Source organism: Glycocaulis abyssi, assembly GCF_041429775.1.
In the GTDB taxonomy this organism is placed as follows: Bacteria; Pseudomonadota; Alphaproteobacteria; order Caulobacterales; family Maricaulaceae; genus Glycocaulis; species Glycocaulis abyssi.
Window position 1 is genome coordinate 1,171,878 of record NZ_CP163421.1, and the last position, 23,980, is coordinate 1,195,857.

Here is a 23,980-nt window from a genome sequence, read left to right on the forward strand (position 1 = left end):
GTTAGCGCGCCTGTACGATGTCTGCAGACGTATCAACCGCCGACCACGCCGTATCACAGGTCACAACCTTGCCGCCACGCGTTTCGCCAAGGGCAAGACAGGCGCGGTCACCCAGAGACAGGCCGAGCGCGCGCGTGCGCGGCCTCAGCGACGCCGCTGCCATGGCCTGCGCCTCGTCAAAATCGATAACCACCAGCCCGATGGACGCGATGGCCGCCTCGACGGCGTCCTGCGGCGCACCCTTTTCCATCAGCTTGCCCGCCACTTCGCTCAGATTGACTGCCGAGATGACCGCGCCCGGCAAATAGCGCTCGACATGCGCGGCGCCCGGCTCGCCGAGCAGCACGGCCAGCAGGGCGGACGCATCAAGAACTGCGCCCTCACCCGTCTTCACGCGCCGCCTCCGCGCGGCGGTCCGCGATCAGTTCATCAGACAGGCTGAGGCCGGGCTCCAGAAATGGCCTTAGAAGCGCGCGTGCCTTGTCCGCTGCGCGCGAGGGCGGCAACAGCTCCAGCCCGTCTGCTCCGGCATTGAGCACCAGCTTGCTCCCCTCCTGCAGGCCGAACCATTCGCGGAACGCCGCCGGTATCAACACCCGCCCGGCACTATCAACGGAAACTGTCACACTACCGGGTTGCGTTGGCACCGCGCCGGCCTTCTCCTCATCCGCCACGAGGACATTGCGCACGTGCTGATAGCGGATATCCAGCGCGCGGGCGATATCGGCGCGCTTCAGGCCCTGCTTGGCCAGCGCACGTATCCGCGCCGACTTTGTGGGCAGATGAGCCACAGAGGCTCTCAAGTCCTGCACTGTCTGATGCACCATGACACTCTCCATCAGGTTTGCTGGAGATATTGACGCAAATAATAATTTTTGTCAATTTTATTTGATAATAGCGTAAAATATCCAATCCCGGCGTTTCACCGGGGTAAACTCCAGCCGTTACCCACCTCGCCATCCCTCTCGTCACCCCCACGAAAGCAGGAACGAAGAAAAGGGAAATGCCCATTTCCTTCGTCATTCCAGAAAGCGCTTTAGCGCTTATCTGGAACCCAGTGTTTTTCGCTCTGCAACTGCCTGCCCGCAGCGACGCATGGATAGGCTGAGCGTCATAATGAAGATGGATCCCCGGTCAAGCCGGGGAACCCGGTTGAGAGGCGAGTGGTATAAACAACCGGGGTCCCCGCCCCCGCCTGTCCTCGTGAAAACGGGGAAGCGGGGCCCCAGACTCTTCACACCTCTTCGTCACCCCAACGAAGGTGGGGGTCCAGAGATCATAGAGCGAAGACTATGCATGCGGCTCTGGGTTCCCGCCTGCGCGGGAACGACGAGAGGGGACACGAAATCGCGTCTTACGCGCTCTCGCCGAACAGTTCCCGGCCGATCAGCCAGCGGCGGATTTCGCTGGTGCCTGCCCCGATCTCATAGAGCTTGGCATCGCGCAGCAAACGCCCGGTCGGGTATTCGTTGATATAGCCATTCCCGCCGAGGATCTGGATGGCATCGAGCGCGCATTGCGTGGCGGCCTCAGCAGCAAAGAGGATCGCGCCTGCGGCGTCCTTGCGCGTCGTCTTGCCCGCATCACAGGCTTGCGCCACGGCGTACACATAGGCGCGGCTGGCGTTCATGCGCGTGTACATGTCGGCGATCTTGCCCTGCACCAGCTGGAACTCGCCAATGGATTTGCCGAACTGCTTGCGCTCATGGATGTAGGGCATGACCACATCCATGCACGCCTGCATGATGCCGACAGGGCCAGCCGACAGCACGGCGCGCTCATAGTCGAGCCCGCTCATCAGCACGCGCACACCCTGGCCCACGCCGCCAAGCACATTCTCTTCGGGCACTTCGCAATTATCGAAGACCAGCTCGCCGGTTTCAGAGCCGCGCATGCCCAGCTTGTCGAGCTTCTGGGCGACGGAGAAACCCTTCATGTCCTTCTCGATCAGGAAGGCGGTGATGCCCTTGGAGCCGCCTTCGGGATCGGTCTTGGCATAGACCACCAGTACATCGGCGCTCGGCCCGTTGGTGATCCACATTTTCGAGCCATTGAGGACGTAGCGATCGCCCTTCTTTTCAGCTTTCAGGCGCATGGAAACAACGTCAGAACCTGCGCCCGGCTCGCTCATGGCGAGCGCGCCGACATGCTCGCCGGAGACGAGTTTGGGCAGGTATTTCTCCCGCTGCGCGTCATTACCATTGAGCTTGATCTGGTTGACGCAGAGGTTTGAGTGCGCGCCGTAGGAGAGACCCACCGACGCCGAGGCGCGGGAGATTTCCTCCATCGCGATCACGTGTTCGAGATAGCCTAGGCCCGATCCGCCATATTCCTCGCCGACCGTGATGCCCAGAAGGCCCAGCTCGCCCATCCCGCGCCAGAGGTGATGCGGGAACTCGTCCTTCACATCGATCTCGGCGGCCAAAGGCGCGATATTGTCGGAAGCAAAGCTGCGCACGGTGTCGCGCAGCATCTCTGCGGTCTCCCCCAGGGGGAATTCCAGCGTCGGGTATTGGTTCGATATCATGGCAGGCGGGATACCACGCCCGCCATTACGGTCAAGCGTGGACTGCCTTTACTCGCCTTCCGGCGGAGTGGCTTCGTTCGCCGTACCGGCGCTTTCGGCGACCGCTTTGGGCTGGCGCGTGCGGGTAAGGAGTATCCAGGCCGAGGTGATCGTCAGAGCAATGCCCATCGCCGCCGCGACCGGGCCCAGAAGGCCGAAATCGACAACCTCCGGGTCGGTGCCGCGCTCGATAATCGTCCACAGGCCAAAGCCCGTCATCGCCACACCGACAGCCAGATTGGCCACAAACAGCCAGGTGCCATTGCCGGGCGCTTTGGCCGGTGCAGCCGGGCCGGGCCCGGCCTGCGGCAGTTCAGGCGCCGGAGCTGCCGTACCCATCAGCACGCCGGGGTGAATCTCGTCATTATCAACCGCCTCGTCTTCTTCGGGCATGTCGGCCGGGCGGCCCACGGCCTGCACCTCACCGGAGAAGCCGGCGCTGGGGGCGGGCGAATCGGCGCTGATGGCAGCGGGCTTTGCAGCTTCCGGCGCCGGGGGCGTGACAGGGACCGCGATATCGGTGCGGGTGATCGTCACCGAGGAGACGGCCGCATAGACCGGTACCGGGCCGACCTTGTAACGCGGCTGTTCCGGCTCGGCGGCGGGCTGGGGCGCTGGCGCAGGGGCTTCCGGCTCGGCGCGCTGCATGAAGCTGAAGCCCAGACGGGCATCGCTCGCCACAGGCGCGTCCTCGCTGGCGGCCGGTTCTGCCTCAACGGCCATGGTCTCAGCCATTTGCGCGTTCATGCGCGCAATCACGCTGCCGGTCGGGTCATCAGCCGGGCCGCTCTCAGGCGCAGGTGACGGGCTGGCAGGCTGCTCTTCCACTGGTTCGGTGGCCGCCTCAGGCTCCGGTTCCGGTTGCGGCTCGGCCTCCGGCTCCGGTGTGTCATCCTCGAGCACCATGCCGCCCGGCTCTGGCGGATCGATGAACTCCAGCTCCAGATCGACCAGCGGGCCGATGCGCGGCGCGGGGTCTGCAGCTTCGGGCGCAGGTTCGGCCACCGGTTCGGGTGCCGGGGCGGGTTCCGCCTGCTCCTGCACGCCTTTGAGATAGAGCGCCTTTTCAGCGGCGCGGCGGCGCACCAACCGTTCAGAAACGACCAGACGGCCATCTTCCTCGGCGCGCACCCAGGTTTCCAGCGCGGCAGCGGCCTCCAGATGGCGGCCATCGCGCGCAAGACGGGCCACGTCCGACACCTTGAACGCGCCCGGACCAATGGAGCAGGCAAACGATACCAGCGCATCGCGCACCGACCCTGGCAGGTCTTCGCCCACGGCCTTATCGATGGCCTGTTCGGCCTGGATCACATCATAAAGAAGCAACAGCTCGGCATCTTCACGGCTGATGCGTGCGCCTTCCTTGGCTGCTGCCGTGTGACCGTAGCCCAGCGCCCAGCGCCGCCCACGGCGCAGCGCGTCGCCCAGAAAGGGTTCATGGGTCTTGATGAGTTCGCGCGCGGCGCGGCTGGATTTCAAGCGCGGCTTCATAAGTGTCCCGTTCCGAAACGCCCGTCAGGGGCTCTTCCGGTATCGTTGCAAATTGGTTGCCGCGCTACTGGCCGCGCCCCAGCACGTCCACTGTGGCCAGCGCGGTGAAGGGCGCAAACACGCCGCCGCCGACGCCGCCGCCAATCAGGAACACAGCGCCGTCAAGAACCGAGGCGGCAGCCTCTGTGCGCGCGGCCGTCAGTGATCCGTCCTCACGCCAGCTGCGTGCACCGGGCTCTATGGCGAACACCGTGGCGTAGGTGGAGCGCAGATCATCTCCGCGTCCGCCCAGCGCCAGCAGGCGGGCACCGTCGAAGACCAGCGCATGGCCGGCGCGGGCGGCAGGCAGGTCCGGGCCACGCCGCCACTCACGCCTGTCGATATTGTAGATATCCACGCGGGCAACGGCCCGGCGGTTCACAATGCCGCCTGTCACCCAGATCTCGCCCTCCACCAGCGTGATGCCGGCATCACGGCGGCGCAGGTCGGAAGGCGCGTCCAGCGCCGCCCATTCGCGCGTCTCGATATCAAAGACGAAGATGCCGCCCGGCTCCTCAATGCCGCCGACGGCATACAGCCGGTCCTCATGGGCCACCATGGCGAAGGCTGCGCGCGCGGCCGGCATCGGCGTCTCGCTCTGCCATACGTCCATTTCCGGGTCGTAGGACCACATCTCCGCTATCGGCTCGCGGCCCGATTCCGAACTGTATCCGCCCGCCGCCCAGATGCGCCCGTCAGCGGCGGCAAATCCGAAACGCTCCAGCCCTTCCGGCAGCGGCGAGAGCGGACGCCAGCGATTGATCTCGCTGTCATAGACCTCGAAATTGTCGCGCGGCGTCACCCGCCCCGCCCCGCCTGCGGCATAGATATGCCCGTCCATCGCCACGGCGGAGAGACCGGCGCGTGCGCTCTCCAGCTCTGGCCCGCTGCGCCAGCCCGCATGCAGGACCAGCCCGCTGCTGGCCTCGTCCTGACCGTGGGCAGCAATCGGCAACGGGCTTGCTGCAACCAGTACCAGGGCAACAGCAGACAAGGTGGAAAAAGAGACAAAACGGCGCAAAGACAGCACCCTCCGCACTGCGAACGACCAGACCTTAAGCCTTCCCTCGCCGGAAGGCAGGATTATGGCCAAGAGCCTACTGTGTGCAGCCCGGCAAGGCGAGTGGTCAGATGAAGCGCGCGGGTTAAAAAGAAAGCGCCCGGTCCGCGAGAGGCGAACCGGGCGTTTTTTCATCTCTCGAGGGGAGAGAAAATGGTGCGGCCGAGAAGACTCGAACTTCCACGGGTTGCCCCACAGCGACCTCAACGCTGCGCGTCTACCAGTTCCGCCACGGCCGCAAACTGGGAGACGGGCGTTTAGCAAGACCCAAGCGGAAAGGAAAGCCCTTCACTGCGCGAGCGCGCGCGATTTTCGCGGACACCAGAGGCCGCGTCAGACCGCGAAAAAGTCGTGTACATCGGCTGCGTCGGTGATCGACACGGCGATATGATCGCCCTGGATCACGATCTCTCCGCGCGCAATGGGATGGTTATTGGCCAGAATCCACACTTCTTCATGCTCCGCGGCATCAAGGGGAATCACCGCGCCGCGCCCCATCCGCAAGAATTGCTGGATAGGCAGGCGCGAGCGGCCCAGAAGAACCGCAATTTCAATCTGCACAGCGCCAAGCTGACTCATAGTGTGATGATACCTTGTCCCGCGTTTTTCCCGCCGCACACCCTCACTTGAAAGCGGCGCGTTTACACACGATGTTCCGGGCCGGTTTCCGAGGCGTTAAGCAATGCAACAAAAACCAGCCGGATGGGCAGTTTCTGCAGCCCCGGTCGATTATGACGCCGCCGTAGCAGCGATGGAGGCGCGCGTGGCCGCCATTCATCGCGGCGAGGCGGGCGAGCTGATCTGGCTCCTGGAGCACCCTGCCCTCTACACCGCCGGCACCAGCGCGGACGCCTCGGACCTGCGCGAGCCGGAGAAGTTTCCGGTCTATCGCTCGGGCCGGGGCGGCGAATACACCTATCACGGACCGGGCCAGCGTGTGGCCTATGTGATGATGGATTTGAGGGAACGCGGCCGCGATGCGCGGCAATTCGTCAATAATCTCGAAGACTGGATCATCGGCGCGCTCGACAGCTTTAACGTGAAGGGCGAGAAGCGCTGCGACCGGATCGGGGTGTGGGTGGACCGCACACCCGTCGGCGGGCCGCCCCGCGAAGACAAGATCGCCGCTATCGGTATCCGCCTGCGCCGCTGGATCTCGTTTCACGGCATCGCGCTGAATGTGGAGCCGGACCTCTCCCATTTTGGCGGGATCGTGCCGTGCGGGATCACCAATCCGTCCTTTGGCGTCACAAGCCTGACCGATCTTGGCCTGCCCGTGACCATGGACGATGCCGACTTTGCGCTGAAATCAGCGTTCGTGGAGGTATTCGGCGCCGTAGAGGACGAGGCACCACCGGTGTAGGGGGTACTAACTTTGTCATGGCCCGGTTTATCCGGGCCAACCATGCCTGAGAGCTTGCTCTTCCCTGATCCTTCGAGACGTTCGCTTCGCTCACCCTCAGGATGAGGGAAAAGTACGCCCAAGCCCTCATCCCGAGGGGCTTCGTCAGAAGCCGTCTCGAAGGACGAGGGCTTCCTGGCCGCTTTGCGGCCTGAAACGCGCGAACGCGCGCCCGCGACTGCCTGTGCCCGCGCAGGCGGGTATTCGCGGAACATCGCAACGCATCCGCGTTGCGGAACTAAAAGAGGCATGGATCACCTGCATGAAGCGGGTGATGACAAGGATTGGGGAAAACCCCCTCACCCCCTGCGGGGCATGCGCGCGAACCAGAAGCCGATGGCAAAGACGGTCAGCCAGAAAGCGACCGCCGAGGGCCAGTCGCCCGCAGAGAAAGCGGCCAGCGTCTCGGCCTCATTCTCGATCATACGCTGCTGGAAGCCGGCGATGAGGTCTTCATCCTGACCGGCGGCCTGCACCTGGGCGGGATCGTTGATGTCGACGCCCTGCGCTTCGAGATAGTCCATGAAGCCCGGCAAGATGGCAACCGTCACCGCGATGATGGCGACAAGCGCCTTCACCCCCACGCCCGCCGCCAGAGGCACGATCACCAGCGGCCCCTGCCGCCCCGCATCGCGCAGCCGGTTGATGTGAAGCGCGGCCAGGCAGAACAGGATCACCAGCCAGCCAAACATGGCCAGGCCCCCATCCAGCAGGGTCAGGCGCAGCGCATCGGCAAAGGCGATCAGGCCAAGGCCGAGCCAGAACGTATCGGCATCAGCGCGCGTGTCAGGCAGGAATATGGCTCGAAAATTGATCGGCACGCGGGTGAGGCTCCGGGCAGGGGGAAAAGCGTATGTCGCGCCGCTTCTAGCCCAAGCCGGGAACGGGCGGAAGACAAGCGGGCGCAGGTTCATCACCCGCGCCCGTCCGCATCAAGAAAATGATGAACAGAATTATTCGCCAGACACCGCATCGGCCGCAGCGGCTACAGCACCCTTGGGTTGGGGCCGTGCTGGTTCACGCCCGGCTGGCTGTCCATGACGTAGAAGATGAGCAGCACAATGAAGCCTACAAGCGGAACCAGGCCGATCAGGATCCACCAGCCCGAACGCCCGGTGTCATGCAGACGGCGCACACCCACCGCGATAGCCGGAATCAGGCTGCCCAGCGCGAACAGACCGGCCAGCATCGGATAACCGAACACGCTCATATCGACGGCGTAAAGCACGCCATAGACAATGACGTAGAACAGGAACCACCACCAGTATTCACTGCGGCGCGCGCGGCCCTGAAAGCCGACATAGTTGGAATAGACCGATTTTACGGCGTCCATGAAATTCATGTTTTTGTCCCTCCGGGGGCTGGCCAAAACAAACCGGATCGGCGCGCGAGGGCTTGAGGGGGCCGGATACGCGATTCAATCCTTGGTCCAGCGTCGGCCCGCAGGGCAGGCGCGGTCAACAAAAAACCGGAAAAAAGTTACTCCAGCTCTACCAGCAGCTCGTCTGCGGCAACGCTGTCGCCTGCTTTCACGCTGACGGTTTTCACCATGCCGTCGCGCTCGGCGCGCAGCACGTTTTCCATCTTCATCGCTTCAACGGTGAGCAATACCTCGCCCGCCTTCACCTCGCGGCCCGGCTCCACCGCCACCGAGACGATCAGGCCCGGCATCGGGCTGATGATCTGCTTGCTGGTATCGGGTTCGGGGCGTTCGGGCAGGCGCGCAGCCAGCTCTGCAATGCGCGGGGAATACACCCGCACCAGCGCGGCAAAGCCCCGGTGGCGCAGCCAGTAGCCCTGCGTACGGTCCTCCACCGACAGGCTGAAGCTCTCCTTGCCGAGCTTCGCCTCGAACAGATGATTGCCCGGCTGCCAGCCGGTTTCCAGATTGAGCGGTTCCGCGCTGAGGCCCGGCATGTAGACGGTGGCCGCAAACCCGCCATCAAGGCTGCGCTCAAGCGTGATCTCGACGGCAAACTGCTGGTCATCGATCAGCACCGTCCAGTTCTGCGGCTTGCCATCGCCCACGCCCGGCGTGATGCGCCCGGCAATACGCGCCGCGCGCTCCACAAAGACGGTGTGGATCAGGGCCGATGCGGCCACGAAGGCGCGCCACTGGCTTTCCTTGGGCGCGGTGCCGTGAAAGCCATCAGGGAAATGTTCCTCGATATAGCCGGTATGGATCGCGCCTTTGCGGAAATCAGGTTCGTCCAGCACAGCAGCCAGGAAAGGCGCGTTCGATTGCAGGCCCGCCACGTCCAGCCGGTCGAGCGCTGCCGCGAGGGCGTCGATGGCCTTCTCGCGCGTATCGCCCTGCCCGATCACCTTGGCGATCATCGGGTCATAGAACATGGAGATTTCATCGCCCTCGCGCACACCGGAATCGATGCGCAGCGTGCCGGGTCCGCTGGGGCCTTCTGCCGGCTCCACATAGCGCACCAGACGCCCGATGGAGGGCAGGAAGCCGCGATACGGGTCTTCGGCATAGAGCCGCGCCTCAACGGCCCACCCCTTGATGGTCACATCCTTTTGCGCCAGCTCCAGCTTTTCACCGGCCGCCACGCGGATCATCTGCTCAACCAGATCAAGCCCGTGGGTCAGCTCTGTGACCGGGTGCTCCACCTGCAGACGTGTATTCATTTCAAGGAAGTAGAAGTTCTTGTTGGGATCGACGATGAACTCCACCGTGCCGGCGCTGTCATAGTCGACCGCCTTGGCGAGCGCCACGGCCTGCTCGCCCATCTTCTCGCGCGTCTTCTTGTCGAGGAAGGGCGACGGGGCCTCTTCGAGAACCTTCTGATTGCGCCGCTGGACCGAGCATTCACGCTCATTGAGGTGGATGACGTTTCCGTGCTTGTCGCCGAGCACCTGTATCTCGATATGGCGCGGCTTCTCGACGAATTTCTCGATCAGTATGCGCTCATCGCCGAAGGAGGACTTGGCTTCGGAACGCGCGGCGCGGAAGCCCTCGCGCACCTCGCTCTCATCCCACGCGATGCGCATGCCCTTGCCGCCACCGCCAGCCGACGCCTTTATCATCACCGGATAGCCGATATCACCGGCCACCTCGACGGCCTGCTGGTCATCGACGATCTCGCCCTTGAAGCCCGGCACGGTGCTGACACCGGCAGCGGCTGCGAGCTTCTTGCTCTCCAGCTTGTCGCCCATGGCCGAGATGGCATGCGGGTTCGGGCCGATCCAGCCAATACCCTCTTTTTTCAGGCGCTCGGCAAACTTGGCGTTCTCCGACAGGAAGCCGAAGCCCGGATGGACGGCCTCTGTCCCGGTTTCCTTTACCGCCGCGATGATCTTGTCCATGTCCAGATAGGACTGGGCGGGCAGCGATCCGCCCAGGAAGACGCGCTCATCGGCCATCTCGACCGCCAGGCTGTCGGCATCGGCCTCTGAATAGACGGCGACGGTCTTTATCCCCATGCGCTTGCAGGTCTTGATGACGCGAACGGCAATCTCGCCGCGATTGGCAATGAGGATTTTCTTGAACATGAAGCGTGCCAGCCGGACTGAAGGGACGGGAAAAGCGATGTCTTGCGCCCGGTTTAGCCCGCAGCGTCACGCCACCGCAAGTCAGGCATTCGGCGGGTCTTTGCCGTCTGATGCTGGCTTCACCATTTCAGAACCGCCAGTGAGGATAGGCGAGGCATCGACATCGCCAGCGTCCATGAGTTCGGCCACACGTTGCAGCGCGCCGATCAGCATATGCTGCTCCCAGTCGGGAAGCTTGCGGAAGGCTTTCAGGAAACCGACCTGCAACAGCTCCGGCGAGGTCTCGATGACGGCCAGGCCGGCCGGTGTGATCTGTGCTGGTGAGCTGCGCCGGTCGCTGGTGCTCGCGGTGCGCTCGATCAGTCCGGCGCGCTTGAGGCGATCCAGAATCGCGGTGACCGTCGGCTGACCCAGCGATATCTCACGCGACAGGGCGCTCGGCTTCATCGCCCCGTGACGGCTTAGCGCCTGCAGCACGATGAATTGCGGCGCGGTGAGCCCGGTCTCTTTTTCCAGCTTTTTCGAACGCAGATGCACAGCCCGGATTATCCGGCGCAGGGCGATCAGTATCTCGTCGTGATCCTTCACGGGGCGGTCCTGTCTGTTGACGCCATCGCGTTGTAGGGCAGTCCGGACCGGCACGCCAGCCATGCACGATTTTGCTTCGTACACGATGCATATGCATCAATGCTGACCGTCACAATGACCTACGTGCAGAATGCGTCATATATCGTTGCATTACTATCACACTTGGTATTTATACCATTTTTTCATGTGGTTGAACGCACCTGCAAACGAAAGTTCTCGAAAATGCGGCACAGATAATCCTTCTGACAGGAAGCAAATCTGGCCAGACGCCTCGCGATCCCTATAACTCCGCCACGAACCATTCAGCAAAAAAGGGGCGGACCTTTGAGATCGTTCAAGCAACGGGTGCTCACAAGCACGATACTATCTGCAACCATGATGGCCGCAGGCGCGGCCGGCAGCGCAAGCGCGCAGGTTGAAGTCATCACCGTGACGGCCACCAAGACCGAGGCCGACGCACAATCCATTCCGGTGGCGGTGAATGCACTGGATTCCAGCGCGCTCGACGAGCTGCGCGTGGACACCTTCACCGACTATCTGACCCAGCTGCCCGGCATCACCGCCGGCGGCAGCGGACCGGGTCAGAGCACCATCTATATCCGCGGCATTGCCTCGACGACGCCGAACCTGACGGTGGCCGGTGTTGCGGGCCTGTCGCCCAACGTCGCCTTCTATCTCGATGAGCAGCCGCTCGCGCAGCCGGGCCGCAATCTGGATGTCTACGCCGCCGACATGGAACGGGTGGAAGTGCTGCCCGGACCGCAAGGCACGCTTTATGGCGCCAGCTCGCAGGCCGGTACGGTGCGCCTCATCACCAACAAGCCGGTGATCGGTGAGTTCTCCGCATCTTCACTCGCCGGGGTATCCTTCACCCAGGACGGGGATATGAGCAATCAGGTGCAGGCCGTGGTGAACTTGCCGCTCGGCGACAACTTCGCCATCCGCGCGGTGGCCTATGTCGATAACCAGGGTGGTTATATCGACAATGTGGCCGGCACCCGCAACGTTTCTGAATCCGCCCGCTTCCGCCCCGAAGGTACGGTGCGCGCCAATGGCGTGCCGGTCTCTGCCCAGCGCGCTGGCTTCCAGTCCACCGCTGACCTGTCCGGGGTGAATTTCATCGACGCGGACAATGCCGGACTGGTGCAGGATAATTTCAACGACACCACCTATGCCGGTTTCCGCGTGGCGGGCCGCTATGAGTTCGACAATGACTGGCGCCTGACGATCGGTTATGCGCAGCAGCGCATTGAGTCCGACGGCGTGTTCTTCGTCGATCCAGAGCTTGATGATCTGCAGATCCAGCGCTTCGAGCAGGACCGCATCGAGGACGAATTCAAGAATGTGAACTGGACCGCCGAAGGGCGCATCGGCATGCTCGATGTGGTCTATACCGGTGCCTTCACCGACCGCTCCACCGATCAGCGCGTGGACTATTCCGACTATCTCTTCGTCGGCCAGTACCTGCCCTATTATATCTGTGACGGATCGGTGACCTATCCGGGCGCGGCAGATCCTTCCGGCACGTGTCAGGCCCCGAACCTGTTCGTGAACTCCGCCTCGCAGACCGATGTGTGGACCCACGAACTGCGCGCTACCACACCGCAAGAGCATCGCATCCGCGCCACGGTCGGCGCGTTCTATAGCGATCTGACGCTGGTCGAACGCAATGACTTCCACTATCCGGGCATGCTGGCAGCCGAGCCGTTCGGCCCGTTTGCGCCGAACTTCCCCTTTCCGGGCGCCTTCCAGTCCGATCCAGGACCGTTCCCGGCGGGTGTGATCTTCCGCAATGATGTGCGCCGCACGGACGAGCAACTGGGCGTGTTCGGCGAAGTGACGCTGGACGTCGTGCCGGACACCTTCGCCATCACGCTGGGCGCGCGCTGGTATGACATCGATGTCGGCCTTGAAGGCACGGCGAACTCGTCCTTCTGTAATTCGGGCGGCACCGACCAGAACGCGTTCGGCACCAATATCTCCGATCTTTATGACGGGTCCGGTGAGTTCACCTTCATCGGTTCGTGCAATCCGGCGCTGCGCCAGACCTTCACCATGGCCGATACGATCGCGGACATTGAGGCGATGGGATATTCCACCGCCCAGGCCACGCAGATCTTCAACTCGGTGCGCGCGCCCTCCTCGGCCCAGACCGATGGCGTAATCACCAAAGTAACGGGCACCTGGACGCCTACCCCGGAGACCTTGTTCTACCTGACCTATTCGGAAGGCTTCCGTCCGGGTCTGCTGAACCGTCCGGGCGGTGCGCCGGGACCGGGCGGCTATACCGTGCCGTTCGCGCTCGATACTGACGATGTGCGCAATTACGAGTTTGGCTGGAAGACCGAGCTCTTCGACCGCCAGCTGCGCTTCAACGGCAGCATCTTCTATGTCGAGATCGACCGTCTGCAGACCACGATCTTCGATCCGAGCATCGTGAACCTGTTCTTCTCCGATAACGCTGCGGACGCGGAAATCCGTGGCCTTGAAGGTGATGTCACCTGGGCGCCGATGACCGTTCCCGGCCTTACGGTGGCAGGTGCGTTCTCCTTCCTCGACACCGAGATCACCCGCGTCATCACGCCGACCGACGATGTGACGGCAGGCTCCGATCTCGCCTTTGCGCCGAGCTTCCAGGGTAATCTGCGCGCCCGTTATGAGTGGAATACCGCCAATGGCTGGACGGCCCACGTCATGCCGCAAGTCATCTACTCTGAAGGTTCGCGCAGCGATGTCATCGACATCAACTCGGCCGATCTTGACAGCTACACCGTGTTCTCCTTCTCGGCCGGCCTTGCCGCCGACCAGTGGCGGGTGGAGCTGTTTGCCGACAACATCACGAATGAGCGGGCCCAGCTCAGCAATAATTTCGTGTTCGACCGCGAGCGGGTAACGATCATGCGTCCGCGCACGGTCGGCGTCCGTGTCGGTGTCCAGTACTGATCTGGAACACCTGACGGTGTTGTCTCATCGGCCTCATGGCCGATAATGGAAAGCGTCCCGCCATGCGGGGCGCTTTCTCTTTTCCCTGACGGGGCACGATTTGAACGAGACTTCCAGCCCACATGATGCGGCCCTGAAGACCGCGCAGGACAAGGTGATGCAAGGCGCGTTCGCCGATGCGCTCACCGCGCTTGCGCCTGTGCTGAAGGCTGAGCCGGACCATGGCGAAGCGCTCTATATGGCCGCCGTCTGCGAGCGCTATCTGGAGCGTTTCGACGCGGCCGCCGCCACGCTGGAAAAGCTGAAAATCGTCCAGCCGGAGTTTGGCCGCGCCTGGCAGGAGGAAGGCCATCTGCTGCGTGCGTTAAGCCACAACGAACGCGCCCTCTCCGCCTATGCCCGCGCCTGCCAGTATAATCCGGCCCTGACCGCCAGCTGGGCTGCGCAAGCCGATATTCTCGCCGCCAAGGGCCGTACGCAGGACAGCGCCGCTGCCCGCGCGCAAGGCGAGCGTGTAGCGGCCCTGCCCAAGCCCCTCATCGCGGTCATGCACCATCTGTATGAGGGTCGGCTTTTGCGCGCCGAAACGCTGTGCCGCTCCTTCCTGAAAGCCAATCCGAAGCATGTCGAGGCGATGCGCCTGCTCGCCGAAATCGGTGTGCGTTTCAACGTCACCGATGACGCCGAATTCCTGCTGGAAAGCGCGCTGGAATTCGAACCGGACAATATCCAGGTGCGCCTCGATTACATTCAGGTGCTGCGCAAGCGGCAGAAGTTCGCCGCCGCTCTGGAACAGGCGCGCGCCCTTCTGGAACGCGATCCGGACAGCCCGGTCTTCCTCTCCCATTTCGCCATCGAGGCGATGCAGACCGGCGACTACGAGACCGCCCTTGCCGCCTTTGACCGGGTGCTGGAAACCCTCCCCGAGGATCCAGCCACCCTCACCTCGCGCGGCCATGCCCTCAAAACCGCTGGCGAAAGCGAAAAGGCCATCGCTTCCTATAAATCAGCCATCGCCAGCCAGCCCGCCCACGCCGATGCCTGGTATGCGCTGGCCAATCTGAAGACCTATCGCTTCTCCGACGCTGAGCTGGCCGCGATGGAGAAAAGCGAGGCAGACGGCGCCCTCTCCCACGCCCAGCGCATCCATCTCAGCTTCGCGCTCGGCAAGGCCCATGAAGACCGCAAGGACTTTGAGAGCGCCTTTGACGCCTATGCGCGCGGCAATGAGCTGAAGCGCCGTCAGACGCGCTATACCTCGGACCAGATGGAAGAAGAGCTGGAGGCGCAAAAGACGCTGTGCACGCCGGAACTGTTCGCGAAGCAGTCCGGCAAGGGCCATGACGATCCGGCCCCGATCTTCATTGTCGGCCTGCCGCGCGCCGGCTCCACCCTGCTGGAACAGATCCTCGCCTCGCACAGCCAGGTCGATGGCACGCTGGAACTGCCCAATATCCTGGCCACCGCTCACTCCCTTCGCGGGCGCGACCGGTCTGACCGCACACGCTATCCGCGTATCCTGCACGAGATGGAGGGCGATGAGCTGGCTGCGCTGGGCCAGCGCTATATCGAGGAGACGGCGATCCACCGCAAGGGCGCGCCCTTCTTCACCGACAAGATGCCTAATAATTTCCGGCATATAGCCCTTATCAAGCTGATCCTGCCGAACGCGAAGATCATTGACGCGCGCCGCCATCCAATGGCGTGCTGCTTTTCCGGCTTCAAGCAGCTCTTTGCCGAGGGTCAGGAGTTCACTTACGGGCTGGAGGAGATCGGGCGCTATTACCGCGCCTATGTCGAGCTGATGGACCACTGGGACGCGGTACTGCCCGGCGAAGTCCTGCGCGTCATCCACGAGGATGTGGTCGACAATATCGAGGCTCAGGTGCGGCGCATTCTCGATTTCTGCGGCCTGCCCTTCGAGCAGGCCTGCGTCGATTTCCACAAGACCCGGCGCGAGGTGCGCACCGCCAGCTCCGAGCAGGTACGCCAACCGCTTTACCGCTCGGGCCTGGAGCAATGGAAGGCGTTCGAGCCCTTCCTTGACCCGCTCAAATCCGCGCTAGGCCCGGCCCTGACCGACTGGCGCCGCGACCACACACAGTCCAACGCCGCCTGATAGCCGCCAGCAAAGGCAAGCCCGATGACAAAACAGATCGAACCGGCCGTCTTCATTCCTGCCGCCCTGCTCGCGATTGGCGGGGTGGCCGGCGTGCTGATCGCCGGAGAACAGGCCGCCGTGATATTTGGCGCGGCGCGCGATTTCATCACCGAGACAGCCGGCTGGGTCTATTCGGTGGGGATCGGCATTTTCCTGATCGCCGCGCTGATCGTGGCGCTGTCAGACTGGGGGCGTATCAAGCTGGGTCCCGATGACAGCGTGCCGGAATTCAGCTTCATGGCCTGGTTCTCCATGCTGTTCTCCGCCGGGATGGGCATCGGCCTCATGTTCTTCGCCGTTGCCGAGCCCATCACCCACTATCTCAGCCCGCCAGACGCCAGCCCGGAAACCCAGGCGGCGGCCCAGCAATCCATGGTGTTGACCTTTTTCCACTGGGGGATACACGCCTGGGCGGTGTATGTGATTGTGGGCCTCAGCCTTGCCTATTTTGCTTTCCGCCACGGCCTGCCGCTGACCATACGCTCCGCGCTCTACCCCCTGATCGGCGACCGGATTTACGGCCCAATCGGCCATCTGGTCGATGTCATCGCAATCCTTGGCACGCTGTTTGGCGTCGCCACCTCGCTCGGCTATGGTGTCACCCAGATCAATGCCGGTCTCAACACCGTCTTCGGTCTGGAAATTTCAGCGCCGGTGCAGGTTGTGCTCATCGCGATAATCACGCTGATGGCAACGACATCGGTCCTGGCCGGCCTCGACAAGGGGATCAGACGGCTTTCGCAGATCAATCTCTATCTCGCCATCGCGCTTCTTGCCTTTGTGCTGATTATGGGGCCGACGCTCTTTCTCATTGGCGCCTATGTCCAGAATATCGGCCATTATGTCGACCAGCTGGCCACCCTGACCTTCAATGTCGATGCCTATGGCGACGGGGAATGGGTCAGCGCGTGGACGCTGTTCTACTGGGGCTGGTGGATATCCTGGTCGCCCTTTGTCGGCATGTTCATCGCGCGTATCTCGCGCGGGCGCACCATTCGCGAATTTATCATCGGCGCGCTCTTTGGCCCGACCCTGTTCACCTTCCTGTGGATGACGATATACGGCAATTCAGCCCTGCTGGAGGTCATGGCCAATACCGCCAGCCCCATCGTGGAGGCGGTGCGCGGCGGGCAGTCGGAACTGGCCCTGTTTGCCCTTCTCGACACGCTGCCGCTGGCCTCGATCACCTCGATCATCGCCATCGTGCTGATTACCACCTTCTTCGTCACCTCGTCAGATTCCGGCTCGCTGGTGAAATCGACCCTCGCCTCTGGCGGCGCACTGACACCACCCATCTGGCAGCGCCTGTTCTGGGCGCTGCTGGAAGGACTGGTGGCAGCCGTATTGCTGATCGGGGGCGGGCTCGCTGCGCTGCAATCAGCCACCATCGCCGCCGCCCTGCCCTTCACGCTGGTAATCGGGCTGGCCTTTATCGGACTGGTGCGCGCCTGGTCCATGGAAACCGCGCGCAAGGCCGGCCAGCAGAGCGCTGCCCAGATGCCGGTGGAGGGTGTAGCGGTACCGTGGAGGGTGCGCCTGCGCCTCATGTTCTCCCGGCCCGCCCCGTCCGAAGTGGAAAGCTGGATCAACGACACCGCCACCCCGGCCTTCAACGAGCTGATCCCGGAGATGGAGAAGCTCGGCCATACCGCCAAAGTGGAACGCGAGGGCGACCGGCTCTGGCTGCGCGTCGGCCATGGGGACGAGCCGGACTTTATCTATGGCGTCGCGCTGAAGAGCTATGAGGCGAGCTCTGACGCAGAGGTCGAACGCACCGAGACGGATGACAATTCCTACGCCCGCGCTGAAGTTTTCCTGCGGGCGGGCGGACAGCATTACGATGTGTTCGGCTATTCGAAGAACCAGCTCATCCGCGACCTGCTGCGCCATTACGAGCACCATCTGCAATGGCTCCACCACATGCAGCATGTAGGGTGAGGCGCGCGCCTGCTTGACCCCGGCTCCCGCCGCCTGCAGCCTTGGCTGAAAACGGGAGGAGACCATCGCCATGACCGCTTCACGCATCAAGGTGACGCCCAGCGGCGCAAGCCTTGGCGCATCGGTAACGGGCGTGGATCTGTCAAAACCGCTTGAGACGGACGAGATTGCCGCCATCCGCGCGGCCTGGCTGGAGCATCTGGTGCTGGCCTTCCCGAACCAGCCCATGAGCCATGAGGATCTGGAGCGCTTCACGCAGTATTTTGGCCCCTTTGGCGATGATCCCTTCATCGCGCCCATCGACGGCCATCCCCACATCATCGAGGTAAAGCGCGCGGCCAACGAAAAGGCGTCCGTCTTTGCCGCCGCCTGGCACTCTGACTGGAGCTTTCAGGACACCCCGCCTGCCGGCACGATCCTGCACTCCAAGATCACGCCGCCTGTCGGCGGAGACACGCTCTTTTGCAATGGCTATGCGGCCTGGGAGGCGCTGTCAGACGAGATGAAGGCAAAGCTGGAAGGGCTGGAAGCGATCCATTCCGCTGCCCTGGCCTATGCGCCCGACGGGGTCTATGGCGAGAATGACGCCAAGGACAGGTCCATGACCATCCGCGCCGCGCCGGAGGCCCGCAACACCAAGGCCCACCCGATCGTGCGCGTGCACCCGGAGACGGGCCGCAAGGCGCTTTTCATCAATCCGGGCTATGTGAAAACGGTCAAGGGCCTGACCGACGAGGAAGCCTTCTTCCTGCTGGTGGAGCTTTATGGCGTCACCCATGATGAGCGCTTTGTCTACCGCCATGAATGGGAGCCGGACATGCTGCTGATGTGGGATAATCGCTGCACCCAGCACATGGCGACGGGCGGATATGACGGCCATGCCCGCCTGATGCACCGCACCACGGTGGCAGGGCCTTAGGGCAACCATCCGGGGGCCCGGCCCCCAACGATTGTCATCACCCGCGCATGCGGGTGACCCATGCCTGCACCGAAACCGCTAGCGTCAAGCTCTCAGGCATGGGTCCCCCGGATCGCTACGCGGCCGGAGGATGACAGCCTGAGAGGTTTCCGCTCCTCCCCGCGTTTCACCGGCGCAAGCCGGTGCCCAGAAACGGCGCGCAGCGCCCAAAAGCGCGAACGCGCGCCCGCGACTGCCTGCCCCCGCACAGGCGGGGGTTCGCGGAACATCGCAACGCGGCCTGCCCCCGGCTACGATCGGGGGATGCGTTGCGGAATTCAAAAAGTCTGGATCCCGGCGTTCGCCGGGAAAACGCAAGGGTGGGCTAGCCAAGGATCGTCACCCCCCGCAGGCGGGGGCGGGAACGACGAGAAAAGAGTGATTGCAGCCCCTACGGCTTTCTGAACCGCAGCGTCATGCGGTCGCTTTCGCCGATGGACATGCGCTCCTCGCGATCCTCATCGGTACCGGCAAGGGTAGGCAGCAGCGCCCACACACCGATCTCGTGATCGGCCGGATCATCCGGGTTGGCGTTGACCTCTGACGACGCCTCCAGAATGAAGCCGCGCGCCTCGAAGGCCGCGATGACATCGGCTTCACGCAAATACGCCCGCGAGCCATCGGCGCGCTCATCGGTTTCATCGGCTGGCGCACGGTGCTGGACCACGCCCACCGTTCCACCGGGCCTTAAAAGCGTCCAGGCATCATTCACGGCCACATCCATCTCGCCAAAGCGGGCCATGTTGTGCAGCGCGCGGACATAGAGCACCACGTCTGCCGTACCGGCTGCGCTATCGGGAATGGAGCCCAGCGTGTAGGTGCCGGCGGCCTGACCACCCCATTCAGCGGCCATGCCGGGGAAGCCCGCTTCCCAGCCTTCAAACCTGACGCGCTGCTCCTCGCTCATATTCGGGAAAATCTGCTCGAATATGCCCATGGAATAGTTCAGGCCGTAATACTCGCCTTCAGCCGCGAGCCAGGGCGCAAGGATGCGGCCATACCAGCCACTGCCTGGCAGCGCCTCGACCACGGTGTCGCCCGGCTGGACACCGAAGAACTCCAGCGTCTCGCGTGGATTGCGGTATTGGTCACGGGCGCGGTCGGCCTCGCGGCGCGGCGCAGCCAGAACCTGCTCCAGCGACGGCGCGTCCATCGCCGCCTGAACCTCGTCTTCGACCGCACCGGCAAGGTCAGAGAGCATGTCTTCGGCGTCTTCTGCAGTGCTCTCAATCGCACCGGCACCCTCATCGGCGGCTTCATCAACGGCTTCATCGGGGGCCTCGTCGATAGTCTCCGGCGCTTCGCCATTGCAGGCGGCCAGAAGAGCAAGGCTCGCAACACTGGTGAGAAATACACGCATGAAGAATCCTCCCTGAAAGCAGCCGCTAACCGGCCTTATGGGGCGAAATCTACCACGTCAGCGGTGCTTTTGCATGGAATGCCGCTAGAAAAGCGAGCCTTGCTGCGAAGAACCGGCCTTGGCGGGTCTGGATTTGCTGGCCGGTTTTTCCTTGCGTGGCGGGGCCACGCCGCCCGCAATCGCGGCCGCGCGCTCGCCATCATGCAGGCGCAAGGTGACACTATCGCCGGGCGCCAGATCACCGGCAGAACGCACCAGCGCGCCCTTCGCATCCTCGATAATGGCGTATCCGCGTTTCAGGACATTGTGATAGGAGAGCGCCTCCAGCGTGGAGGTCAGAGCGGCCAGCCTGCGGCCATCATCGCCAAGCCGTCTAAGATTGGCCGCGCGCATGCGTTCACCGGCCTGCGCGAGCCTCTGGCGGCGTTCAGCGATCTCGCGCTCCAGGCTGCGAGGACGCAATTGTACGGCCAACCGCTCCAGCGTGCCGCGCCGCCGCTCAATGCCGAGCGTCAGCCCACGCACCAGCGCTTCATGCGCATAGTCCAGCCGCTGGCGGGCATCGCCCAGCAGGCTTTCGGGCCGGGGCAGACCGCGCGAGGCGGCGCGCAGATCGGATTCTTTACGCTCCACCGTGCGCAGCAGCGCCGCTGACAATCGCCCGCGCGCGCCCTCAATGCGTTCCACCAGCTCCCGGCGCACCGGCACCGCCATTTCGGCCGCGCCCGTTGGCGTCGGCGCGCGCCGGTCGGAGGCAAAATCGATGAGCGTGGTATCGGTTTCGTGGCCGACAGCGGAGATGAGCGGTATCTGCGAGGCGGCAGCCGCGCGGACTACGATTTCCTCGTTGAAGGCCCACAAATCCTCCACCGAGCCGCCACCGCGCGCGACGATCAGCACATCCGGGCGCGGCACCGGCCCGCCGGGCGCAATCGCGTTGAACCCCTCAATGCCGGCGGCAATCTGGGCGGCTGCCCCCTCGCCCTGCACCAGCACCGGCCAGATGAGGACATGCACCGGAAACCGGTCATCCAGCCGGTGGAGAATATCGCGGATCACCGCGCCCGTGGGCGATGTCACCACCCCCACCACGCGCGGCAGGTAGGGGATGGCGGCTTTTCGCTCTGGCGCGAACAGGCCCTCGGCGGCGAGCTTTCTTTTGCGCTCTTCCAGCAGCGCCATCAGCGCGCCAGCGCCCGCAGGCTCCATGCGCTCGATGATGATCTGGTATTTGGACCGGCCGGGGAAGGTGGAGAGCCGCCCCTCGACAATCACTTCCAGCCCCTCTTCCGGGCGGAAGGAGAGCGCCGAGACCGACCCTTTCCACATCACCCCGTCAATGACGGCTTCAGCGTCCTTCAGGTCCAGATACATGTGGCCGGATTTGGGAACCGTCACCCGGCCCAGCTCGCCGCGCACGCGCACATGGCCATACTCGGTCTCCACCGTGCGTTTGAGCGCGCGGGCAAGATCGGAGACGGTATATTCCGGTGCGTTGGTAAGGTCGGTCATTTCGGCCCTTGAGTCGTTTCGGTGCCAGACTAGCCGTAATGCCGCCCGGCGGTCGACAAGAGGCGTGCAGCCCCGCTAAGAGACGGCCATAGCCAAGACGAAAACAGGGGCGGCCATGAACATCCTCATCATCGGCTCTGGCGGGCGCGAGCATGCGCTGGCCTGGAAGATCGCGCAGAGCCCCCTCGTGGACACGATCTGGTGCGCGCCCGGCAGCCCGGCCATTGATCTTCTGGGGCCGTGCTTTGATGTCGCCGCCGATGATGTGGAGGGTATCCAGAAGCTCGCCCTGCAGCTCGAACCCGACCTGATCGTGATCGGCCCGGAAGCCCCGCTCGCCAAGGGCCTTGCCGACATGCTGCGCGCGCGCGGATTTGACGTGTTCGGTCCCTCCCAGGCCGCAGCCCAGCTGGAAGCCTCCAAGGGCTTTGCCAAGGACCGCATGGCCGCCTATGGCGTGCCGACCGCGCGCTATGGCCGCTTCACCGATGTGGCGGCTGCAAAAGCCTTCCTCGATACGCTAAGCGCCCCCTTCGTGCTGAAAGCCGATGGCCTCGCCGCCGGCAAGGGCGTCGTCATTGCCGGGACGCGCGAGGAGGCCGAGGCCGAGCTTTCCGACATGCTGTCTGGCAAGTTTGGCGGCGCGTCGGCAGAGCTGGTCATCGAGGAATTCATGGAGGGCGAGGAAGCCTCCATCTTCGTCATCACCGACGGCATCAATTATCTCACCTTGCCCGCCGCGCAGGACCACAAGCGCATCGGTGATGGGGATACCGGCCCCAATACGGGCGGCATGGGCGCCTATGCGCCCGCCCCGGTGATGACGCCCGAACTGATGAAACGGGTGGAGGACGAGGTGACCGTGCCGATGCTGCGCGGCATGGCCGGTGACGGCATGCCCTATCGCGGCGTCTTGTATATCGGCGTGATGGTGACACCGGACGGCCCGAAAGTGGTCGAGTTCAACTGCCGCTTTGGCGACCCGGAATGTCAGGTGCTGATGATGCAGCTGGAGGCCGATATCGTGCCGCTTCTGCTCGCGGCATCCACCGGCGGCATGCGCGCCAGCGAGTTCGCGCAGCTTCTTCCCATGGACGCCAACCCCAAGCCCGCCGTGACGGTGGTGATGGCCGCGCCCGGCTATCCCGGAACGCCGGAAAAAGGATCGGTCATCCGCAACCTGCACCATGCCGGCCACGGGGAAGGCGTGATGATCTTCCACGCGGGCACCGCGCTCGACGCGGACGGCAATTTCATCGCCAATGGCGGCCGCGTGCTGAACGTCACGGCGACCGGCGACACCTTGCGCGAAGCCGTGGATCGGGCCTATGCGGCTATAACCGAGATCGACTGGCCCGAAGGCGTCTACCGCCGCGATATCGGGTGGCGGGCGCTCATATAAGTCTGAACTCCCGGCCCGCGAAAACGCGGAAGCTGGTCGCCCATGCCCGGCTTTTTCTGGGTCCCCGGTCGGGGCCGGGGACCCCGGTGTTTTCTGCTTTTACCTCTCAACCGGGTTCCCGGGCTTGCCTGTCCCCGTGAAAACGGGGAACCCGGGATCCAGTGATCGTAGAGCGAAGTAATTGCTAGGCGGCTCTGGGTTCCCGCCTCCGCGGGAACGACGAAGAGGTGACGTCCCCCTACCCCTCAGCCTCTTTCGGCTCGACCATCTTCACCGCAAGGATGGAAAGGCCGTAAAGGCCGAACATCGCCGCGGCGAGGAATATCTGACTGATCGGGTCTGGCGGGGTGACAAAGCCGGCAAAGACGGCAATGCCAACCACGGCAAACTTCCAGAAGCGGATGAGCTGCCCCGAATTGACGATCCCCACCTTGCCCAGCAGGGAGAGCAGGACCGGCAGCTGGAAGGAAATGCCGAACGCCAGGATCAGCGTGGTGACGAGATTGAGATATTCCGACACGCGCGGCAGGAGCTGGATCGCCGAGCGCCCCTCCTCCCCGGTCTGTTCCTGACCCAGCGCAAAGCCCATAACGAAGGGCAGGATGAAGTAATAGACAAAGGCGATGCCGGCCGCGAACAGGACCGGCGAGGCGATCAGGAAGGGCGCAAAGGCGAGCCGCTCATTCTTGTAGAGGCCGGGGCGGACAAAGGCCCAGACCTGATAGGCGATCATCGGGAAGGCCACGATGATGGCGCCAAACAAAGCGAGCTTCAGCTTGACGAAGAAAAACTCCAGCGGGCCTGTGAAGATGAGCTGGAGCTGCAAATCCTCGCCGCGCACCTGACGCGCCGCCTCTTCAAACGGCACCAGCAGGATGTTGTAGATCCACTCGGCAAAGGCAAAGCAGAGCACGAAGGCCAGCGCCACCGCGCCCAGCACCCAGATCAGCCGGGTGCGCAACTCGGTCAGATGCTCCATCAGCGGCGCGCGCGAGGATTCCACCTCGTCATCGGTCTCCGGCCCTTGCGGGGCTGCCAGCTTCTCGCCTGACATGG

The 23,980-nt window shown here is 63.6% G+C and carries 19 protein-coding genes and 1 tRNA gene; 6 read left to right on the forward strand and 14 right to left on the reverse strand.

The window, feature by feature from the left end:
* Position 1: 1 nt before the first annotated feature.
* From AB6B38_RS05770 to AB6B38_RS05800, 7 genes are all read right to left on the reverse strand, one after another.
* Positions 2-394, reverse strand: coding sequence for a type II toxin-antitoxin system VapC family toxin (locus tag AB6B38_RS05770; protein ID WP_371394825.1), 393 nt, complete (start codon positions 392-394; stop codon positions 2-4).
* On the reverse strand, positions 381-827 hold the full coding sequence (locus AB6B38_RS05775) for an AbrB/MazE/SpoVT family DNA-binding domain-containing protein (protein WP_371394826.1): 447 nt from the start codon (positions 825-827) through the stop codon (positions 381-383). Before AB6B38_RS05775 ends, AB6B38_RS05770 begins: the two co-directional genes overlap by 14 nt.
* A gap of 527 nt (positions 828-1,354) precedes the next feature.
* Positions 1,355-2,527 carry an isovaleryl-CoA dehydrogenase gene (locus AB6B38_RS05780; protein WP_371394827.1) on the reverse strand — a complete coding sequence of 391 codons (1,173 nt, stop codon included), beginning with the start codon at positions 2,525-2,527 and terminating at the stop codon, positions 1,355-1,357.
* A gap of 48 nt (positions 2,528-2,575) precedes the next feature.
* A complete protein-coding gene (locus AB6B38_RS05785) occupies positions 2,576-4,057 on the reverse strand; it encodes a lysozyme (RefSeq protein WP_371394828.1) in 1,482 nt (493 codons plus the stop codon).
* Positions 4,058-4,121: 64 nt separating this feature from the next.
* On the reverse strand, positions 4,122-5,117 hold the full coding sequence (locus AB6B38_RS05790; RefSeq protein ID WP_371394829.1) for a Kelch repeat-containing protein: 996 nt from the start codon (positions 5,115-5,117) through the stop codon (positions 4,122-4,124).
* Between the two features lie 193 nt (positions 5,118-5,310).
* Positions 5,311-5,395: transfer RNA gene (locus AB6B38_RS05795), tRNA-Leu, on the reverse strand.
* Between the two features lie 94 nt (positions 5,396-5,489).
* Positions 5,490-5,735, reverse strand: a complete 246-nt coding sequence (locus AB6B38_RS05800; RefSeq protein ID WP_371394830.1) for a FliM/FliN family flagellar motor switch protein — start codon at positions 5,733-5,735, stop codon at positions 5,490-5,492.
* A gap of 103 nt (positions 5,736-5,838) precedes the next feature.
* Here AB6B38_RS05800 and lipB point away from each other — a divergent pair, with 103 nt between their 5' ends.
* A complete protein-coding gene (gene lipB, locus AB6B38_RS05805) occupies positions 5,839-6,519 on the forward strand; it encodes a lipoyl(octanoyl) transferase LipB (RefSeq protein WP_371394831.1) in 681 nt (226 codons plus the stop codon).
* A 338-nt stretch (positions 6,520-6,857) separates the two neighbouring features.
* Here lipB and AB6B38_RS05810 read toward each other — a convergent pair whose 3' ends face one another.
* From AB6B38_RS05810 to AB6B38_RS05825, 4 genes are all read right to left on the reverse strand, one after another.
* A complete protein-coding gene (locus AB6B38_RS05810; RefSeq protein WP_371394832.1) occupies positions 6,858-7,379 on the reverse strand; it encodes a hypothetical protein in 522 nt (173 codons plus the stop codon).
* A gap of 164 nt (positions 7,380-7,543) precedes the next feature.
* Positions 7,544-7,900, reverse strand: a complete 357-nt coding sequence (locus AB6B38_RS05815) for a DUF805 domain-containing protein (protein ID WP_371394833.1) — start codon at positions 7,898-7,900, stop codon at positions 7,544-7,546.
* Positions 7,901-8,037: 137 nt separating this feature from the next.
* The gene (locus tag AB6B38_RS05820) at positions 8,038-10,062 is read right to left on the reverse strand and encodes an acetyl-CoA carboxylase biotin carboxylase subunit (protein WP_371394835.1); all 2,025 of its coding nucleotides are present in this window, start codon (positions 10,060-10,062) and stop codon (positions 8,038-8,040) included.
* Between the two features lie 81 nt (positions 10,063-10,143).
* The gene (locus tag AB6B38_RS05825) at positions 10,144-10,650 is read right to left on the reverse strand and encodes a MarR family winged helix-turn-helix transcriptional regulator (protein ID WP_371394836.1); all 507 of its coding nucleotides are present in this window, start codon (positions 10,648-10,650) and stop codon (positions 10,144-10,146) included.
* Between the two features lie 375 nt (positions 10,651-11,025).
* Between AB6B38_RS05825 and AB6B38_RS05830 the strand changes: the two genes are divergently transcribed.
* The 4 genes from AB6B38_RS05830 to AB6B38_RS05845 all read left to right on the forward strand — a co-directional run bounded on the left by AB6B38_RS05830 (position 11,026) and on the right by AB6B38_RS05845 (position 18,611).
* On the forward strand, positions 11,026-13,593 hold the full coding sequence (locus AB6B38_RS05830) for a TonB-dependent receptor (RefSeq protein WP_371394837.1): 2,568 nt from the start codon (positions 11,026-11,028) through the stop codon (positions 13,591-13,593).
* Between the two features lie 100 nt (positions 13,594-13,693).
* Positions 13,694-15,712 carry a sulfotransferase gene (locus AB6B38_RS05835; protein ID WP_371394838.1) on the forward strand — a complete coding sequence of 673 codons (2,019 nt, stop codon included), beginning with the start codon at positions 13,694-13,696 and terminating at the stop codon, positions 15,710-15,712.
* Positions 15,713-15,736: 24 nt separating this feature from the next.
* A complete protein-coding gene (locus AB6B38_RS05840; protein ID WP_371394839.1) occupies positions 15,737-17,692 on the forward strand; it encodes a BCCT family transporter in 1,956 nt (651 codons plus the stop codon).
* Between the two features lie 70 nt (positions 17,693-17,762).
* Positions 17,763-18,611 (forward strand): TauD/TfdA dioxygenase family protein, encoded by an 849-nt coding sequence (locus AB6B38_RS05845; RefSeq protein ID WP_371394840.1) that lies wholly within the window; start codon positions 17,763-17,765, stop codon positions 18,609-18,611.
* A 430-nt stretch (positions 18,612-19,041) separates the two neighbouring features.
* Here AB6B38_RS05845 and AB6B38_RS05850 read toward each other — a convergent pair whose 3' ends face one another.
* Both AB6B38_RS05850 and xseA read right to left on the reverse strand, forming a co-directional pair.
* Positions 19,042-20,010, reverse strand: a complete 969-nt coding sequence (locus AB6B38_RS05850; RefSeq protein ID WP_371394841.1) for a class I SAM-dependent methyltransferase — start codon at positions 20,008-20,010, stop codon at positions 19,042-19,044.
* A gap of 84 nt (positions 20,011-20,094) precedes the next feature.
* The gene (xseA, locus tag AB6B38_RS05855) at positions 20,095-21,522 is read right to left on the reverse strand and encodes an exodeoxyribonuclease VII large subunit (RefSeq protein WP_371394842.1); all 1,428 of its coding nucleotides are present in this window, start codon (positions 21,520-21,522) and stop codon (positions 20,095-20,097) included.
* Positions 21,523-21,637: 115 nt separating this feature from the next.
* Between xseA and purD the strand changes: the two genes are divergently transcribed.
* Positions 21,638-22,924 (forward strand): phosphoribosylamine--glycine ligase, encoded by a 1,287-nt coding sequence (gene purD / locus AB6B38_RS05860; protein WP_371394843.1) that lies wholly within the window; start codon positions 21,638-21,640, stop codon positions 22,922-22,924.
* Between the two features lie 238 nt (positions 22,925-23,162).
* Here the strand turns inward: purD and tatC are convergent, their stop codons facing one another.
* On the reverse strand, positions 23,163-23,978 hold the full coding sequence (tatC, locus tag AB6B38_RS05865) for a twin-arginine translocase subunit TatC (RefSeq protein WP_371394844.1): 816 nt from the start codon (positions 23,976-23,978) through the stop codon (positions 23,163-23,165).
* Positions 23,979-23,980 lie beyond the last annotated feature (2 nt).

Excerpts from the sequence above, each read along its gene's own strand:
- AB6B38_RS05775 (WP_371394826.1), bottom strand. The coding sequence starts at position 827 with ATGGTGCATCAGACAGTGCAGGACTTGAGAGCCTCTGTGGCTCATCTG.
- AB6B38_RS05780 (WP_371394827.1), bottom strand. The coding sequence starts at position 2,527 with ATGATATCGAACCAATACCCGACGCTGGAATTCCCCCTGGGGGAGACC.
- AB6B38_RS05785 (WP_371394828.1), bottom strand. The coding sequence starts at position 4,057 with ATGAAGCCGCGCTTGAAATCCAGCCGCGCCGCGCGCGAACTCATCAAG.
- AB6B38_RS05800 (WP_371394830.1), bottom strand. The coding sequence starts at position 5,735 with ATGAGTCAGCTTGGCGCTGTGCAGATTGAAATTGCGGTTCTTCTGGGC.
- lipB (WP_371394831.1), top strand. The coding sequence starts at position 5,839 with ATGCAACAAAAACCAGCCGGATGGGCAGTTTCTGCAGCCCCGGTCGAT.
- AB6B38_RS05815 (WP_371394833.1), bottom strand. The coding sequence starts at position 7,900 with ATGAATTTCATGGACGCCGTAAAATCGGTCTATTCCAACTATGTCGGC.
- AB6B38_RS05820 (WP_371394835.1), bottom strand. The coding sequence starts at position 10,062 with ATGTTCAAGAAAATCCTCATTGCCAATCGCGGCGAGATTGCCGTTCGC.
- AB6B38_RS05830 (WP_371394837.1), top strand. The coding sequence starts at position 11,026 with ATGATGGCCGCAGGCGCGGCCGGCAGCGCAAGCGCGCAGGTTGAAGTC.
- AB6B38_RS05840 (WP_371394839.1), top strand. The coding sequence starts at position 15,737 with ATGACAAAACAGATCGAACCGGCCGTCTTCATTCCTGCCGCCCTGCTC.
- AB6B38_RS05845 (WP_371394840.1), top strand. The coding sequence starts at position 17,763 with ATGACCGCTTCACGCATCAAGGTGACGCCCAGCGGCGCAAGCCTTGGC.
- AB6B38_RS05850 (WP_371394841.1), bottom strand. The coding sequence starts at position 20,010 with ATGCGTGTATTTCTCACCAGTGTTGCGAGCCTTGCTCTTCTGGCCGCC.
- xseA (WP_371394842.1), bottom strand. The coding sequence starts at position 21,522 with ATGACCGACCTTACCAACGCACCGGAATATACCGTCTCCGATCTTGCC.
- purD (WP_371394843.1), top strand. The coding sequence starts at position 21,638 with ATGAACATCCTCATCATCGGCTCTGGCGGGCGCGAGCATGCGCTGGCC.
- tatC (WP_371394844.1), bottom strand. The coding sequence starts at position 23,978 with ATGTCAGGCGAGAAGCTGGCAGCCCCGCAAGGGCCGGAGACCGATGAC.